The following is a 17482-nucleotide window of genomic DNA, read 5'->3' on the forward strand; positions in this document are numbered from 1 at the left end:
CCCCCATAGGAGAGGAAAGGAAGCCAAAAAAAAAGACCTTTCCTCTCCCTTTACTTTGAATCACTGCGATTGGCTCACGTAGTGAGACAGAGCAGATGATGAAAAGTACTAGGCGACTGTAAGGAGCGTAGTGACCGCACAAAGAATCACTGCGATTGGCTCACGTAGTGAGACAGAGCAGATGATGAAAAGTACTAGGCGACTGCAGGGAGCGTAGTGTCCATACAAAGAAGCACTGCGATTGGCTCACGCAGTGAGACCTGCAACCCAGAAACCCGTACGTTGAGAAACGACCCAAAATCACAAGAAGGCAAGAAACAGGTTTACGCAGCACCCGCAGCACAAATCAGCAAGTTTTGATTGGAGGATCATAATGAATCGACTATTTTCTTATGAAGGATGGTACTATCGGGTCTTTGCTTTTCTAGCAGATATGATCATTGTTAGTTTTCTCTTTATGATTCCAGCAATGACGCTGATTCTCGCAGGGCCAGCATTGATCGCGCTGTATCAGACGATCGATCAATTGTACAAGGAACGAGATGTCCCGATTTGGCAACGATACAAGCAAGCATTCTTAAGAAACCTCAAACGTGGTCTCTTCTTAGAAGGTCTTGTTATGGCGTATGTCGCAGTCTTTGCCGGTTTGATCTATTCCTTGATGATGCTTACACCTTACTTTGGCGTTTTAGCCGTGATTCTCGTCAGCTTGGCTGCGCTGTATCTCGTCGTGTTCGTTCTCTTGTACAGCTTGTTTGCGCAATCATTGCAAGAAACAGCGAAAGAAACGGCGTATGCGGTTCTTAGCAGTACGGCGAATGCGATCATTTTACTGGTGATCCCAATCATTGTTTTTGTATTGTGCAGCAAAGTAAACCTATTCTTATTTGTTTGTTTAGGCATTTCAGGCTCAGCCTTTGTACAGGTGTTGTTTTTCAATAAAGTATTAGCGAAGGGGGGAGAGGCAAATGACTGAATCGACCGCAACTGATCGATCCTGTTTTTGGGCTTCGGTCCAACAAGAACTTGACGCCCTTCCGCTAGCCTTTGAAAGAACCAAACAAACACCTTTGCTAAAAGGGATCGATTGTTTTACGATTTCTTTTCAAAGTCTTGGTAATGAAACGATCTATGGGCATCTGCTGCTGCCAGAACAAGCGGCAGATTGTCCAATCGTGATTGATTTTTTAGGCTATATGAATCATGTGCAAGAACCGTTCCAATTCGCTCATTGGTTACTGATCGGCTGCGGCTGTCTTGTCATCGACAATCGTGGACAAGGGGGACGCACGCAAGATCAGGTTCCCTATGAAACCACGCAGCATGAAGCACCTTTTGGACGCGGCATCTTGAAAAAAGAAGATTTTTATATGAAGCGATTGGTCGCAGATAGTTTGCGCACACTAGAAGTCCTTCAACAGATACCGGAAATCGATCCGCAGCGGATTATTTTAAGAGGCGGCTCGCAAGGAGGCGGCATCGCCTTATTGGTCAACGCATTAACGAACGTCCCGATTTTTGCGACGTTTGCCGATGTGCCAAGCCACTCCAATCTTGTCCATCGGATCGAACAAAAAACAGGAAGTTACCAGGTGATTCAAGAGTATATCGAACAATTTCCAGAAATGCGGGAAACGATCTATCAAGTCATGAGTTATTTTGATTTGAAGTATTTTGCTCATCAGATAACTGGTCCTGTTTATACATCGGTCGGCAGTGCTGATCCGATCTGTCCCATGGAAGATTTCTTCGTTTCCTATAAAAAGATTCCTGGACCGAAAGAATTGCGTATTTACTTAAATAAAGGGCATGGCGGCGGCGAAGCGAAACAAATCCGTCGTGAAATGCAGCAAATCAAAAAATTACTCAAAGGAAATGAATGAAGATGAAAGTAGCAACCTACAATCTACGAGTCGATACCGACTATGACCAAGAATGGCAATGGCACTATCGATCGGAGGCGGTTTGCTCCTTGATCGATTACTACGACTGGGATGTTCTGGCGATCCAAGAAGCTCGTCCCAGCCAATTTGCAGATTTAGCAAAGTTAGCGCAGTATGCTTCCGTCACTGCTGAACGAGATGGTGATGGCTTAGGCGAAGGCATTGGACTGTATTATCAAAAAGAGGCTTTCGAGTTATTAGCTTCAGGTTCGTTTTGGTTGTCATTGACACCGACTGAACCAAGTATTCATCCAGAAGCTGCGTATTCACGCTTATGTGTTTGGGCAGTCTTACAGGAAAAAAAGAATCCGCCGTTTCTTGTCATCACGACCCATTTAGATAATATTTCAGAAATGGCTCGTTTTGAAGGGATGAAAGTGATCTTTGAGCAGCTGGCAGATCAAATCGAACGCTATCCTGTATTGCTGATGGGCGACTTGAATGCGGAGCCAACCGAGCGGGTGCATCGGTACTTAGAGCAACATTTTCAAAATGCCAAAGAACATGGACAGAAGCCCCATCACGGGCCAAAAGGCTCCTATCAAAATTTTATTTATACGTTACCATGGCAAGAACTAGAAGAAATTGATTATATCTATACGAAAGGCTTCACGGTGGTCAAAACCGCCTGTCTAACGGATTCTTGTGATCGTCGTTTTCCCTCCGATCATTTTCCTTTAGAAGCAGAAGTCCAATTTGAAGAAAGCAAAGGATGAATAAAAATGGAACAGCAGAAATTAACCGAACTACTTTCAGAAATGACCTTAGATGAAAAAATCGATCAGTTGCTGCAACTGGCAGCGGCTTTTTATTCAGATAAAGCAGAAGAGAAAACCGGCCCAATGGGCGACTTAGGACTGACACAAGAGAACATCAACAATGCGGGAACAACGCTAGGTGTTTCTGGTGCAAAAGAAGCGATCCGCGTCCAAAAAGAGTATATCGAAAATAACCGCTTGAATATCCCAACGATATTGATGGCGGACATCATTCACGGCTTTCGGACGATTTTTCCGATTCCATTAGGATTAGGTAGTTCATGGGATTTGGCAGCAGCGGAGAAGATGGCGGAAGTATCTGCCAAAGAAGCAGCTGTTTCTGGCTTGCATGTGACCTTTTCACCGATGGTGGACTTAGTAAGAGACCCACGTTGGGGCCGTGTCATGGAATCGACGGGGGAAGATCCTTACTTGAACAGTCGCTTCGCTGAAGCCTTTGTCAAAGGCTATCAAGGGGATGATCTGCGAACAGATTTCAACCGCGTGGCTGCGTGTGTCAAACATTTTGCGGCTTACGGTGCGGCTATCGGCGGTCGCGATTACAACACGGTCAATATGTCAGAACGCCAACTGCGAGAAAGTTATTTACCGGGCTATAAAGCGGCCCTTGATGCCGGTGCCAAACTGGTGATGACCTCCTTCAATACGGTGGACGGTATTCCAGCAACAGCCAATCGCTGGCTTTTCCGCAATGTTTTGCGAGAAGAATTCGGGTTTGAAGGCGTTGTGATCTCTGACTGGGCAGCAATCAAAGAAGTGATCGCCCATGGCGCAGCGGAAGATGAAAAACACGCCGCTGAATTAGCCATCAAAGCTGGGGTCGATATCGAGATGATGACGACTTGCTACACTGATAACTTGAAAGAGCTGATCGCAGAAGGCACTGTTGAGGAAGCCTTAGTCGATGAAGCCGTGCTAAGAATCTTGACCTTGAAAAATGAACTAGGTCTATTTGAAAATCCATACCGCGGTGCTGATGAAGCCGCTGAAGCAGCCACTGTTCTGTCTCAAGAACACCGAGAGATCGCCAGCGATATCGCAAAGAAATCAATGGTGTTGTTGAAAAATGAAGGTGTCCTGCCGTTGCAGAAAACCGAAAAAGTGGCGATCGTGGGCCCGGGTGCTCACTCTCGTGATCTATTAGGTGCTTGGTCTTGGCAAGGGAAACAAGAAGAAGTGGTGACATTAGTGGCGGGTGCTCAAGCCTTGGGTGCGGATCTGTTGATCGGTCAAGAGCCCTTTGATTATTTTGCACCATCTGAAGCAGCGATCCAAGAAGCGATCGAATTAGTGAAAGAAGCGGATAAAGTTGTCTTAGCGCTAGGAGAGCAAGAATGGATGAGCGGTGAAGCTGCCAGTCGCAGCGACATTCGCTTGCCGCAAGCCCAATTGTCCTTGGTTGAAACCTTGAAAGAATACAACGAGCAATTGATCGTAACCCTTTATAACGGTCGTCCTCTTGACTTGCAAGGGGTTGATGCAGCCAAAGCGATCGTCGAGGCTTGGTTCCCTGGAACCGAAGGCGGAAACGCACTTGCTCAGATCTTGTGGGGAGAATACAATCCAAGCGGCCGCTTGAGTATGTCATTCCCGGAAACCGTTGGACAAGTCCCTGTGTATTACAACGTTGACAATACCGGTCGTCCATATGAAAGTGCACCGGATGAAAAATATGTCTCAAAATATTTGGATGTCTCCAATTATGCCAAATATCCATTTGGCTTCGGCTTGAGCTATAGCCCAGTTGCGTATTCTACGGTGACGTTGGATCAGCCGACCATGACCAAAGATCAAACAGTCACGGCATCCATCACGGTTACGAACCAAGGAACAGCAGCGGTCTGGGAAACGGTCCAATGCTACATTCGCGATTTAGTCGGTGAAGTGGTTCGCCCAGTGAAAGAACTGAAAGGCTTTAAGAAAATTTGGCTAGAAGCTGGCGAATCAGCAACCGTTCAATTTGAGATCACGGAAGAACTGCTGCGCTATGTCCACAGCAACCAACAAGCAAGCAGTGATCCTGGGAAATTCCACATCATGATTGGTGGGAACAGCCGAGACACCCAACAAACAACCCTGCAATTAGTGAGGTAAGATAGGAAGGTTTCTATGACGAAAAAAATAGTGATGAATAATGCAAATACGACCGTGACGTTTTTACCAAACGGTGATTTATATGAGATCCAAAGTCACGATGTGATGATCAATCAATTGAATGGGAATGCGCTAGATGGCAGTTTGAATCAAATCTATCTACGACTGCGTGAAGCGGGGGAATGGCACTTCATTCCCTTGATCGGCTCAAATGCTGACAGTGCCTTTGCTTACTCAGACAAACAGCTGACTTGGACTGGAACGTACCAGTCTATCAGTTACCAAGTAGATTTCCAATTGGCACAAGATTGCTGGTTCTGGCGAGTTCAATTGAGTGGTTCTGGGGAAGCGGAATTGGTTTACGGACAAGATCTTGGTAACGCAGCCAAAGGTGCTGTTCAATCTAATGAAGCCTATGTTTCGCAATATATCGACCATCATGTTAGCCATCATAAGGATCGAATCGTGCTATCTTCTCGCCAAAATCAACCACAAAATGGTCAATTTCCATTGGTGGAACAGGGCAGCTTCCAAGCCTTAAAAGGCTTTTCGACGGATGGCTATCAATTTTTCGGTCGCAGCTACAAAGAAACGAATCAACCAGCTGCACTCAGCCAAGAGACATTAGCCAATGAAGTGTATCAATACGAATTTGCCTATACGGCACTGCAAACGCAATGGTTGACAATAAGTGAGACACCTACGGAAATCGTTTTTTACGCAGCGGTCAAAGCCAATCAAGCGACGGCAGTCAATGAACCGCAGTTTGCACTTGAAACGTTGAAAGAAACGTATCAAGCCTTGTCCTTTGACTCGTTGCAGGCAACGGCGCAGGCTCGAAAAAACTTCGGTCGACCGCTCACAGGGCTTACATTTACCACAGAAGAAATCAACAAGCGATTTCCTCAGCAAGAAGCAGTGGAAATCGTTGACCAACAGCTTTATTCCTTTTTTACCCCTGATTATCACCATGTCGTGTTGAAAGAAAAGGAAGGGCAGATGGAACGCTCCCATGGGCATATTTTGATGAGCGGACAAGAGTTGATCGTCGATCAACCCATTTTGAGCACGACTGTTTACATGACGGGGATGTTTAACTCCCAAATCGTATTAGGCAATACGAACATGAACAAATTGTTGAGTAATAGCCGCAACTCATTGAATCTTTTCAAACGTTCCGGTCAGCGGATCTATCTGAAAGACGGCGATCAATGGCGGATTTTAACGATGCCATCTGCCTTTGAAATGGGCTTAAATTCGGCGACGTGGTACTACAAAACAGCGGATGATGTCATTCAAGTAACGACCTTCACGAAAGCAAATGGACGCACGATTGCAACCACCATCACTAGTGAACAAGGTCGTGCTTACACCTGGGCCATCACTAATCAATTTGTGATGGGGATCGATGAAGCGGTACCGACTGTTACCATTACGCAAGACCAGCAATTGCTCACCATCAAAGGAACAGCGGATTCACCGATTGCGGAAACTTATCCAGAATTGACGTATTATCTCCATGCAGCACAACCTTTTGAACTAACCGATGAAACGATTTTCAATGTGGCAGCCGACGATAGCACGACCGTATTGACCTTTGCAGAACAGGCGACGGTTTCCTTCGTGATCCAAGGCACACTGACTGGTGAACCCTTTGTTTCCGAAACGTTAGATCGCCAGCAAGAAGACACTGCCTATACGGCCTTTGTCGATGATTTGTTGAATCAGTTTGAATTGAAACATTCGCAGGCGGATGTCGCATCCTTCAATCACTTGGCACGTTGGTACACCCACAATATGCTTGTTCATTACTTGTCTCCTCATGGCCTTGAACAGTACGGTGGTGCTGCTTGGGGGACTCGAGACGTTTCCCAAGGACCGACTGAGTATTTCTTAGCCCTCAATCGTCCTGAGATGGTGGCGTCCATCATCGAGCATTTGTTTGAAAATCAATTTGCAGATGACGGCAACTGGCCACAATGGTTTATGTTTGATCGCTATGAGAAACAAAAAGCCGATGAGAGCCACGGAGATGTGATCGTTTGGCCAATGAAAGTCGTTAGTGACTATCTCGAAAAAACCAAAGATTTTGCGATTTTGGAAAAAGAACTGCCTTATACGGATCGCACAACCTTCTTGAAAACCAGAACCAATGCTTCTTTGTTTGATCATTTGAAAAAAGAAGTGGCGTATATCGAAGCGAACTTTTTGGAAGGAACGTACCTGTCTTGTTATGGTGATGGCGATTGGGATGACACCTTGCAGCCAAATAACAGTAAGTTGAAGAAACAAATGGCCAGCAGCTGGACCGTTGCCTTGACCTATGAAGTATTGAAAAAATTAGCCAGCCAGTTGCAGTCAGTTGACCCAGAGTATGCCAAACATTTAACGGAACTGTCTGCGGGAATCAAACATGACTTTGAAAAATACATGTTAGCTGATGGGACTTTGCCAGGATTTGTCTATATGGAAGATAGCGAGCACGTGGAACTGATGGTCCATCCGACTGACAAGAAAACCGGTATCCAATACCGCTTGCTGCCGATGCAGCAAAGCATGATCGGCGAGCTGTTATCTCCCGAACAAGCCGATCATCATGTGGCGATCATCAAGGAGCATTTGCAATTTCCAGATGGGGTGCGCTTGATGAATCGTCCAGCGACTTATGCGGGTGGTGTCAGCACCAACTTCAAGCGGGCAGAACAAGCAGCCAATTTTGGACGAGAAATCGGTTTACAGTACGTTCACGCCCACATCCGCTTTACAGAGGCCATGGCGAAATTAGGTCGAGAAGAAGAGACTTGGCAAGCACTTGGGGTCATTAATCCGATCCAAATCGCTCAACGGGTCGAAAATGCGGAAATCCGTCAAGCAAATGCGTATTTCAGTAGTTCTGATGGCGATTTCAAAACAAGGGTTGAAGCCCAAGAAAATTTTGGTAAACTTAAGGAGGCAACAGTCGGCGTCAAAGGCGGCTGGCGCATCTATTCTAGTGGACCGGGGATCTATATGAATCAGTTGATCAGCAATGTGTTAGGCATTCGGACCTTTGTTGATCACGTTGAACTTGATCCCGTCTTGCCAGCGGAATTAGCAGGATTGACACTGACGTATCGACTCTATGATCGGCCGGTCGAAATCGTCTATCATTCGTCAAGTACGCCGAAAGTATTGATCAACGGCGAAGAAATGTCCACTGAGTTTGCGGAAAATCGCTACCGCCAAGGTGCGTTTGTCCTGAAGAAAGCAGCGCTTTGCGCCAAATTAAACGAAAACCAAACCAATACGATCGATATCTATCGTTAAGAAAGGAGAAGCCATGGTAGGAATCAAAGATATTGCCCAAAAAGCGGGTGTCTCCATATCCACCGTTTCGTATGCATTGAATGGCAGTCCAAAAGTGACCGAGGAAACCCGTGCGCGGATTCAAGCGATCGCAAACGAATTGAACTATGTTCCGAACATGGCTGCTCGTACACTGAAACGCAGACAAACCAACATCATCGGTGTTTATCTCGCCGATTATGCCGGAAGTTTTTATGGGGAATTGCTAGATGGCATCAAGAAAGGGTTGGAACTTTTCGGCTATGAAATGATCGTCTGCAGCGGCAAGAAATCACACTTGTTTATTCCTGAGCGGATGGTGGACGGTGCCATCATTTTGGATTGGACGTTTCCAGCAAAGGAAATCGAGCAATACGCCCAACGAGGACATCAAATCGTCGTGTTAGACCGTGTCTTGTCTCATGAAAATATCCATCAAGTCTTGTTAGACAATAAAGGAGGGGCGGCGCTGGCGATCGATCGCTTGATCGCTGGACAAAGCCAAAAAGTCTTCCTCTTAGCAGGGCCAGAAAAAGGCTACGACAGTCGGGAGCGCTTGGAAGCCAGTACGAAAGAATTGACGCGCTTTGGTATTCCTTATGAAGTCATTCCTGGTGACTTCACGGAACCTTCTGGTTATCGAGCGGCAAAACAGCTCTTAGCAAATGATCCCCAGTTTCCCATTGATATCTTTGCCTTCAATGATGAAATGGCGATCGGTGTCTACAAATATGTCCGCGAGACCGACTATCGCATCGGAAAAGAGATCCGCATCATCGGGTTTGATAACACGGAATTAGGCGCTTTTGTGCAGCCGCGCTTAGCGACGATCTCCTATTCGAAACATCGATGGGGGATGGTTGCAGCTGAGAAAATCGTACAATCGATCCAAGGGGAACTAGTGGCGGACGAGCATATTTATACCACTTTTGTGGATGGTGGATCATTTATTTAATTGATCCATTAAAGGAAAAATAGTTGAAAAAGGAATGGTGAAATGGGGAGGATTTTATCTTACAGAACATACCAAAGCAATTGATGGAGAAAGAACTATTGAAAGAAGTAAACCAATTCAAAAGTTCCAGATGGATGTTAATGAGATCGCCGAAACTTTAAATCAGGCAACACTCAAGAACAAATCAGTAGCTATCTAAATTGAAGCGCATGATCGAGATGGAAATTACTTTCCTAATATAGTTGGCCATATTTAAGGGGCATGATGAACTAGAAATATATGTTGGTGGTAATAAGGTTGGCTATGATAAAATTAGGAATATTAAAATAGCTAACATAACCAAGTGGTCGGACAAAAGTAACCTCTTATAAAAAGTACTCACAAATTATTAAATTATATTAGCGATAATTATTTAAAGCTAGCTTTCTGATATAATAGTTTGCAAAGGAGTGCTAAGATGATTAACTTTTTAAAAGGTTTAAAAATAAGAATCCTATATATATATTCAATGATTTCGCTACTTATAGGTGTCTATTTAAGTGTAAATTGGATTCCTGTAAGCGTTGAAGGACTAAGCAAATCCCAAAAACAGGAGCTTTTAAGAGAAGGATCAATCAACTGGGAACTTGGTGTAGTTTTTAAGGTATTAGCCCTGATACTTTTCTTGGGTGCACTAGTAAAATCCATTATATATATCTTAAACAAAAAGAGATAAGCGTAGAGCTCATCTCTTTTTATACTATCTAGAAACTTCGTGGATCACTTCGATTTTATAAGGAATGATAAAGCCTGCTCTTTGCATTGCATAACAATAATTGTTTCCAAATCCCACCTCGAAGTTGCCATCATAACCATTTAGCTCCCATTTGAAATCAAATATATCCGTAACCTTTACTTGAGTCCAATAATTTCCATTGGCTTGTTTCTTATAAGTTACTGTGTAACTAACTCCACGTAATGCTGTGTGAAGTTGGCCGCTTAGAAATGTATAACTTCCTGAGAAAGAACCAGATTTTTTACCTGTAGAAAATGCTTCTTTTTTAAGTCTAGAATAATAAGCGGTCATTAACTCCTCGCCGTCTACAGTCTTTGCCCAGCTATCGTTTTTATTAACATATGTCGAAGGCTTCCATGTTGGATTCCAATAGTAATTCTCAGCAGAAATAATGGCGTGCTTCATATAAGCAGCAGTCTGATTGTGACCTTTTTTCTTAACCATTGATATACCTTTATTGTATGCAGCAATTGCAGCCGCATAAACTGGATTTGCAGGAGTTACCGATGATCTAGCACCTATCTTAGACTTTGGTTCAACATAAAAAGGATCAACTGATTCGGCAACGTCCGCTTTATACTCTTCCAACAATGCATCTTGTTCGGCATCATAGGAATTTAAAACTGTTAAACTCTCATTTAAAGATGCGTTGAACTCGTCAGCACTATCAGAATCTTCAAACATTCTAATTACACCATCAATATAATCTCTATTGGACTCTTCATTGGATATTGTCTCATTAATTAATGATTGATTAGTTTCATCTATCTCAAAACCATTCTCATCTGCATAACCATTTATTTGACCAAAACTTAAAACTGATATACCAAACACTACACTAATTAAAAACTTCTTCATTGTTTTAATCTCCTTTTTAATTATTATTTTACTAACAAATTTAATATACCATACTGTAATATATAAAAATCATTTTAAGTTATATTTATATCCTAAAAATTTTGTAATACGTAGGAAAGGATGTAAAATTGAACAAAGTTGAATACGATAATATGCAAGTAAATCTTCGTTCTTTGCGGCACAAACTTGATTTTCAATGCATAATATTCGTTATACTGTATTATTAAAAAAGGAACATAATAGGGGATTTATGAAAAAAGTATAAAAATATTAGGGTTTATCTTGTTGGTTATAATTGGATTTGTAGGGGGCTATTTTCTATCTGTAGATCCAGCTAAAGACTTCTATGGTGATTGGTATGGTGTTGCTAACGAGGGGAAGGAGAGTTTTCTTTTAGAATAGATAAAGAAAAAAATAATCGATTATGGAAATGATGATTATAATTCACCTGGTTTTCCTTACACAGTGAAAAAGTCTTGAAATGGATTTTATATTGAAGTGTCTGATGATGAGCTAAAAAATATTTTTCCCGAATTAATAAAATTTAAGTATAAAAACAATATGACATTTTTCCTGAATGATGATGAAGAATCAATTGAGTACTTTGTAGCTATAGATGGTTTTTTGAATAATGTAAAACTACATAAAACATCCTTTGAAGATTCGTATAACAAAACCGAAGAGTCAACCTCACAAAGTCTAATAGCAAGTGAAACAGAAACTTCTTACAGTTCTTTGCTTAATGAAACTCATTCATCAGAAACGACATCATCAATTGATTCTCCAAAAGTATCAGATCTAAGTGAAAAAATTGATTCATTTATTGCGAATTATACGTCAATTCCACCAGATTAGATTATGGAAAAGGAACTTGATGGAATTACAATAAGAGCAACAAACTTTACTGCAACAAATGAAGCCGAGGCATCATATATTCAGTATCATTTGCTAATGGAGAGGCAACATCTTGCAACGATGTATACGCACAAGTCATTGGAGAATAATAGCTATTTTCAATAGAGGCTAATATACAAAAAGATAAATCTGAGCAGGATGAAACTCATTCTAGCTCAGATTTTTTTGAATATTACTTTCCTTGTTTTGTATTCATATTTGATAGAATCATTCATACCACTTATCGTCCTCTTAGTTTGTTTATTTTGTCGTGATTTAATCATATTAGAGAACGATATGTTTTTTAATACCGAAAATGAAAATGAGGCTGAAGAATCAATTTTGACTCATCAGTCCCATAAATTATAGAGCCTTTCTTGCGGCGTTCTTTTATGGGCTTTTGTCACAGTCTCTTTTTTGCGTTATTTCAAAAATAACTTTACTTATTTTATCAAAAACAGTGATTTATAAAAAAAATAATAATTTTTATTTTGTTATTTTATATGCAATGGAATTTTTAAATAACGTTTTTTATTCATTTTTGATTATAACATTATTATTATCTACAGTCAGAAGATAGGAAGCGTTCTTTTAACTTATTATTTTAGGTCGTTAGAAAAGAGTTTTGTGCCGCTGAATTTTGTCAAATATTCTAACATTTTATTTATTTTTCTCATCTTAATTTAATTATAAGTGTTGATTTATCCCTCGTTTTTTGTATGATTTATGAAAGAGAAAAGCAGTTTTTTGAAAAGAATCGATGATTCATCCTGATAATTTGCGCTTTTTTTCAATCGATGAGTAACAGATAGCTATAAGATGTGGAAGTTACAAAAATCAGAATTATGAAAAATCAATTATAATCATAATTTTGAATGGAAGAAAAAAAGAATTATAATTCTCTTTCGCCAACTCGCTAAACTAAGAGTTGTAACACAGGGCGTGCACTGCGCGATACGTTTATTTTTTTAAGATAGGAGGGATAAAGTGAAACGGTTTTTAACAACTTTACTTGTTTTTCTACTAACATCAGGTCCGTGTTTTTCATATGCAATGGTAGTGGCACAAGCCGAAAGTGTTACAAAAACAAGTGAAGAACAAAGTATGTCTTCTTCTGACCCTGTCGTTTCATCGATCGACAGTCTGGAAGAGACGAACGAAACTGAAGTGCAAGCATCTAGCGAACCTGCTTCGACAGATTCGTCTACAGGAGCCACTGACACAGCTTCAGCTGAAACAGAAGCTTCATCGGAAGCTGCAGAAGAAGTACAGGTGACCTTTCTGACAGACACGGAGCATGTATTTGCTAACGGGGAAACCCGCACTCAGATCAGCAAAAACAAAGGGGAAGCACTAAAAGAAAGTGATTTACCAGTTTTTGAAGATGATACTGCTTTTGAAGGTTGGTCGTTAGATGGTACGGTCTATACAAGTCAAGCGCTGACCGAATTGATTCTCACGGAGAATCAAACCTTGACCGCTGTTTTTAAACCGACTGTTAAGGCAAGAGCGGCGGACATCTCGTTGGCAGAACAATCGATCAAAGAGATCATTGCAGAAGCCGATAAAACGAAAGTGATCGCTGTACCAAGTCCAGCTGGAGATGATTCAGCATATGCAGAATACACCAATAGTGCTGAAGGGATTCGTCAAGCGTTGTTCGATATGTATCAAAACGGCAATGGCCAAGAATTTGCTTTGTATGTTGGTTCGGGTGGATCGTTGTCACTGCCAACGAATCTGACTTCAAAGACGATTCCAGCCACAATTGATAATACCAACATGACTTTCTATGCACTACAAGGAAAAGTCAGCCGCTTGATCATCACAGGTCATGGCGATGATCCCATCACAGATGCGACAACGTTGACTTCTGGTAGTCGAACAGTTGCACTTGGCACGGACATCTACTTCGGTTCTGATGTAGTGATTCGAAACCTCAACTATACGGGGACGAGAATGTACATGAATGGGCATAGTCTTTCCTTGAACGGTGGTTCCACCGGCAATGGCCTAGCTATTTATGGAGGAAGCAACAATGGCGACCTTACTGGAAATCCGACGATCACTGTAAATGCGACAGGCTCTGGAACTTGGAACATCTATGGTGGGAATCAAAGCGGTGGTACATTGACTGGGAATACAGCGATTGTCGTAAATAATACGGTGGGCGGCATCAGTACGATTGCAGGAGGTGCCAATATTGGTACGATTGATGGGAACACGAATGTTGCAATCAATCGCTTGAATGGGACATTAGGCAGTTATTATGGCGGTGGTCTTGGAACAAATGCTTCCAATACAGCCAATGTGACAGGAAATGTTGAAACGACGATCCAGACGACCAATACAAGCTTTCGCTTAAGTGCTTTTACTGGTGGCGTTCAATATGGAAATATCGGTGGTACAATCCGCAGTACGATCTCTGGTGCAGGCGGTTGGTCAGGCACAGCCAATCGTTTCATAGGCGGTTCATTTTATGGCAACATCGGCTCTGATCGTTCTAAGGATGCCATCGTGACTAACCTAGATGCTAGCAGTTATTCCACTGGACGTAGTGAATTTGAAGGTGGCAATCGGAATACTGGTACCATCACAGGGAACATCGTCAACACCGTGAAAGCAGGACCGAGTGCCAGCGTCGGGGGGATTGGTGATTTTAACGGCGGCGGGGGAAACAACGTTAGTACCTTGACTCAAAGTTCAATGGGGGCTTCGAATACGACGACGTATGACAATTATACCCCGGAACAACGAGCAGCACTGGCAGAAGCAGCGGCAAGTTTTAAAGTTTATGGCGATATCACTTCTCATCTAGTCAGTGGTTCCTTTTCAAATGGTGCGATTTATTCGACGGCAGCTGGTCGAGGCGGCTATGTTGAAGGAAATACGACGATTGAAGTTGGCACGATCACTTCGGATGGTAGTCCTGGTGGAGATGGGATTGCTTACACAGGAACCAGACCAACGAATCTAGATTACTCAACAACCAACAAAACAAGAGGAAACGCCTCTGGTTGGGACATCGTTGGTGGCGGTGGTTATCCTGGTACGGCTTGGGATATCTATATTAAAGGAAATACCAAAACGATCTTAAATAACACGGTTGCTCGCTGGACCTACGGTGGCTCCTTCTCAGGTGTCATTGAGGGGAATTCTTCCAATACTTTGAATTCGGGGATCGTCGATACGCTAGAAGGAACAGGGTATACTGGACGCCGCGTTTACGGAGATGGACGAACGACAGTAAATAATGGGCAAGTAGACTGGTTTTTATCTGGTGGCGGCTGGGATGACTTATTAGTGACCGGCAATGTCGCAGTAACGGTTTATGATGGGGTGATCAATGCTTCACTCGGTGCCTCTTATGGTGTCGCTTCTTCCCACACTATTAACGGAAACTCAGATAATCGAGTGTTTGGCGGGAACTTCTCAGGCACCCCGCGTACAGGGTCTAATGGTTTTTCAGGCGGTGTTACGAACAATGGACGGTTATTAGGAAATGCTAGTTTGACATTGGATTTGAGAGATTACGATGGTGAGTTTGCCCTTCCTTCAGGAACGAATATCTCAGGAGGTAATCCGTTTAACAGTACGAATATCGTTGGGACCGACAGCTCCAATACGATTACATTGAACATATACACAAAGCCGGGCTCAGATGCACTGAATGGTGCAACGATCTATGGCGATGGTGGACGGACTGCTAGCAATACAAGAAGCGGCAAAATTTATATGAATATCCAGGCAGAAGGATCAAGTATCGGGAATTTATACACCACGTACTATTCCAATATTTCTTCCAGCCAAATTTTAAGAGATGTCGAAATGCGGGTTCAAGGAGCCAAAAGTATCAATGGGATTTCAGGCGGAAATGCGTCAGACAACTTTACGAACACGATCGTAGCCAGCAGCAGCAATCAAGTGAAGATGAGCTTTGGTGAAAATGTCGATGGGACAGCTTCTTATCAAACTGATCCAATCGCTGTGACGGGTCTGGGAATCGTCAACTTTACCGAATTGAATGTGACAAACGGCATCAAGCTAATGGCCAATGGGGGAGACATCAAAAATGGCCGTTCAGCCACTGCTGTCAATCACGCAACGACCTATCATCAGTTCGGTGACATCCATCTTTCCAAGGATGCCGGTATCGGTATTTCTTCTGCAACGAATTTGATTTCAGGCGCGAAGTTAACGGTGGAAGACAAAGGGACGATTGAGTCACCGCCGGGAACGGGGCGAATCAATCTTTCAGATTTCGCAACACCAGATACGGACAAAGATCATTTAACGTGGCTGAAAACGACGACCAATGATGCAGGTTCTCGAGTCAACAGTCAAGGGACGTGGTTTGGAGCGGTTAGTGCCTATCAAGTACTGACTATAAATCCAACTGCTGCTAATGCTGCAGCGATCACGCCAATCAACTTCAGCGGGATCGAAAAAGCGACTGGGAAAACCTTCATCGGGGACAACGATGTGACCAATGCAGCCAACGGGTACGGTATTGCGATACCAGGTTCGATCATTAACTACGAAGTCGAAACACCGGGAGTCGCTAACGGGATTGGCGCCATTAGTCACAATGTAACGGCAGTCAAAGAGAACAATACGCCGCTGACCTTGCAAGCATGGGGAACTGAGCAGGCGGGGACACAGGTGCAAAAAGGGCGTTTATTGATTCCCTACACGGTAACGGAATTGCCAACATTGACGTTTACACCAGAAACCCAAACGTCCGGTTCATGGGTCTATGCGGGGCAAATCAAATCCAGCAAGCTGGATAGCACGGATCAGCAGTTGACGGAACAACCAGATTCAGAGCCAGTTGACTGGACGAGTCCTGATGGGGAGTATAGTTACGATATTAGTGTCCGCTACTCAAATAAGGCGGAAGTCCAAGCCCGCAATGTGATCCTTACAGAGCAAGAGGCACAATCGCTGACCAAAGAACAAGCCGTGACTTATCTCGAAGCCAGCGGGCGTCCTTTCTTTAAGGATACGCTGACAGATGAGGTCTTAGCTGCGATTCAAGAACCGTTAGAAACAGCGGTCTACCGCAAACAAGCGATCACTTTTTCAGTAGGGGAAAACGATCAGAATCAGGAAGAAACTACCGTGAATCTGGTGGTGGTCAAAAATGAAAGTGTCATTTCTGCTGATCGGCAATTTGCCGTCTATGCAAAAGATGTCCGTTTGACCTTACCAGAAGCAACGGCGCTGACAGATGAAGCCGCTTTGGCAGACTATACCCAAGCAACCACGATTTTTGCAGATAATCGGGCAAATATACCACCGACTGTCGATCCGCAAGCTTTTGCCGCGATCCAGCAAGCAACGGAAGATGAGCTGTTGAAAAATGTATCAACGGCTTACCATTATGAAGCAGGCAGTCAACGGGCAGAAAAAGTCGTCAATGTCGCAGTTGCCGGCGAGCTTATTTTAAGCAGTGTGCCAACAGACTTTGATTTTGGGCAGCAGAAAGTTGCCACAGAAACACAAGATTATTGGCCAACGATCACAGGTGAGCTAGCGGTGAAAGATACGAGAGGGTCCGAACGGAGTCCATGGCGCTTGACGGTCAAAGAGCAACAGCCATTAACGGATGGGACAGATCAATTAACCGATGTCTTCCGCTTTGTGACAAACGGTCAAGAACAGATGATAACCAGTGGGGAAATGATCATCGAGGAAACGGAATTGACAGAAAATGGCACATACGTCGTGAATCAGCACTGGGGCGAAAGTCAGAATGAAGGAATCAAGCTTACCGTTCCAGTCGAACAGCAAAAAGTTGGGGACTATCAAGGAACCTTGAGCTGGCAACTGGTTTCGGCACCTGGCAACCCATAAAGGC

Annotated in this window: 12 protein-coding genes; 11 read left to right on the forward strand and 1 reads right to left on the reverse strand. The window is 43.3% G+C overall.

Features of this window, described 5'->3' with window-relative positions; translation table 11 throughout:
* Positions 1 to 216: 216 nt before the first annotated feature.
* The 9 genes from IGI92_RS01725 to IGI92_RS01765 all read left to right on the forward strand — a co-directional run bounded on the left by IGI92_RS01725 (position 217) and on the right by IGI92_RS01765 (position 9810).
* A complete protein-coding gene (locus IGI92_RS01725; protein WP_172634707.1) occupies positions 217 to 360 on the forward strand; it encodes a hypothetical protein in 144 nt (47 codons plus the stop codon).
* Positions 361 to 373: 13 nt separating this feature from the next.
* Positions 374 to 976, forward strand: a complete 603-nt coding sequence (locus IGI92_RS01730) for a DUF624 domain-containing protein (RefSeq protein WP_086316812.1) — start codon at positions 374 to 376, stop codon at positions 974 to 976.
* Positions 969 to 1883 carry an acetylxylan esterase gene (locus tag IGI92_RS01735; RefSeq protein WP_086316813.1) on the forward strand — a complete coding sequence of 305 codons (915 nt, stop codon included), beginning with the start codon at positions 969 to 971 and terminating at the stop codon, positions 1881 to 1883. Before IGI92_RS01730 ends, IGI92_RS01735 begins: the two co-directional genes overlap by 8 nt.
* A complete protein-coding gene (locus IGI92_RS01740) occupies positions 1880 to 2659 on the forward strand; it encodes an endonuclease/exonuclease/phosphatase family protein (RefSeq protein ID WP_005232373.1) in 780 nt (259 codons plus the stop codon). The genes IGI92_RS01735 and IGI92_RS01740 overlap by 4 nt, the downstream gene beginning before the upstream one ends.
* Before the next feature lie 6 nt (positions 2660 to 2665).
* Positions 2666 to 4816, forward strand: a complete 2151-nt coding sequence (locus IGI92_RS01745; RefSeq protein ID WP_430607756.1) for a glycoside hydrolase family 3 N-terminal domain-containing protein — start codon at positions 2666 to 2668, stop codon at positions 4814 to 4816.
* 15 nt (positions 4817 to 4831) lie between these two features.
* Positions 4832 to 8122 carry a GH36-type glycosyl hydrolase domain-containing protein gene (locus tag IGI92_RS01750; protein ID WP_430607757.1) on the forward strand — a complete coding sequence of 1097 codons (3291 nt, stop codon included), beginning with the start codon at positions 4832 to 4834 and terminating at the stop codon, positions 8120 to 8122.
* Between the two features lie 13 nt (positions 8123 to 8135).
* Positions 8136 to 9095, forward strand: a complete 960-nt coding sequence (locus IGI92_RS01755) for a LacI family DNA-binding transcriptional regulator (RefSeq protein WP_430607759.1) — start codon at positions 8136 to 8138, stop codon at positions 9093 to 9095.
* A gap of 34 nt (positions 9096 to 9129) precedes the next feature.
* Positions 9130 to 9294: a hypothetical protein gene (locus IGI92_RS01760; RefSeq protein WP_016609543.1), complete on the forward strand. Its 165-nt coding sequence runs from the start codon at positions 9130 to 9132 to the stop codon at positions 9292 to 9294.
* 258 nt (positions 9295 to 9552) lie between these two features.
* The gene (locus tag IGI92_RS01765) at positions 9553 to 9810 is read left to right on the forward strand and encodes a hypothetical protein (RefSeq protein WP_008376271.1); all 258 of its coding nucleotides are present in this window, start codon (positions 9553 to 9555) and stop codon (positions 9808 to 9810) included.
* 24 nt (positions 9811 to 9834) lie between these two features.
* Here IGI92_RS01765 and IGI92_RS01770 read toward each other — a convergent pair whose 3' ends face one another.
* Positions 9835 to 10728: a hypothetical protein gene (locus IGI92_RS01770; protein ID WP_430607762.1), complete on the reverse strand. Its 894-nt coding sequence runs from the start codon at positions 10726 to 10728 to the stop codon at positions 9835 to 9837.
* Between the two features lie 498 nt (positions 10729 to 11226).
* Between IGI92_RS01770 and IGI92_RS01775 the strand changes: the two genes are divergently transcribed.
* Both IGI92_RS01775 and IGI92_RS01780 read left to right on the forward strand, forming a co-directional pair.
* Positions 11227 to 11583 (forward strand): hypothetical protein, encoded by a 357-nt coding sequence (locus tag IGI92_RS01775; protein WP_139959852.1) that lies wholly within the window; start codon positions 11227 to 11229, stop codon positions 11581 to 11583.
* A 1026-nt stretch (positions 11584 to 12609) separates the two neighbouring features.
* A complete protein-coding gene (locus IGI92_RS01780; protein ID WP_430607764.1) occupies positions 12610 to 17478 on the forward strand; it encodes a hypothetical protein in 4869 nt (1622 codons plus the stop codon).
* Positions 17479 to 17482 lie beyond the last annotated feature (4 nt).

This window comes from Enterococcus sp. DIV2379 (assembly GCF_050542965.1).
Lineage (GTDB): Bacteria > Bacillota > Bacilli > Lactobacillales > Enterococcaceae > Enterococcus_D > Enterococcus_D entomosocium.

What these genes read in the sequence shown, in the direction of transcription:
- IGI92_RS01735 (WP_086316813.1), top strand. Translation starts at nt 969, where the DNA reads ATGACTGAATCGACCGCAACTGATCGATCCTGTTTTTGGGCTTCGGTC.
- IGI92_RS01760 (WP_016609543.1), top strand. Translation starts at nt 9,130, where the DNA reads ATGGTGAAATGGGGAGGATTTTATCTTACAGAACATACCAAAGCAATT.
- IGI92_RS01745 (WP_430607756.1), top strand. Translation starts at nt 2,666, where the DNA reads ATGGAACAGCAGAAATTAACCGAACTACTTTCAGAAATGACCTTAGAT.
- IGI92_RS01730 (WP_086316812.1), top strand. Translation starts at nt 374, where the DNA reads ATGAATCGACTATTTTCTTATGAAGGATGGTACTATCGGGTCTTTGCT.
- IGI92_RS01750 (WP_430607757.1), top strand. Translation starts at nt 4,832, where the DNA reads ATGACGAAAAAAATAGTGATGAATAATGCAAATACGACCGTGACGTTT.
- IGI92_RS01765 (WP_008376271.1), top strand. Translation starts at nt 9,553, where the DNA reads ATGATTAACTTTTTAAAAGGTTTAAAAATAAGAATCCTATATATATAT.
- IGI92_RS01755 (WP_430607759.1), top strand. Translation starts at nt 8,136, where the DNA reads ATGGTAGGAATCAAAGATATTGCCCAAAAAGCGGGTGTCTCCATATCC.
- IGI92_RS01740 (WP_005232373.1), top strand. Translation starts at nt 1,880, where the DNA reads ATGAAGATGAAAGTAGCAACCTACAATCTACGAGTCGATACCGACTAT.
- IGI92_RS01770 (WP_430607762.1), bottom strand. Translation starts at nt 10,728, where the DNA reads ATGAAGAAGTTTTTAATTAGTGTAGTGTTTGGTATATCAGTTTTAAGT.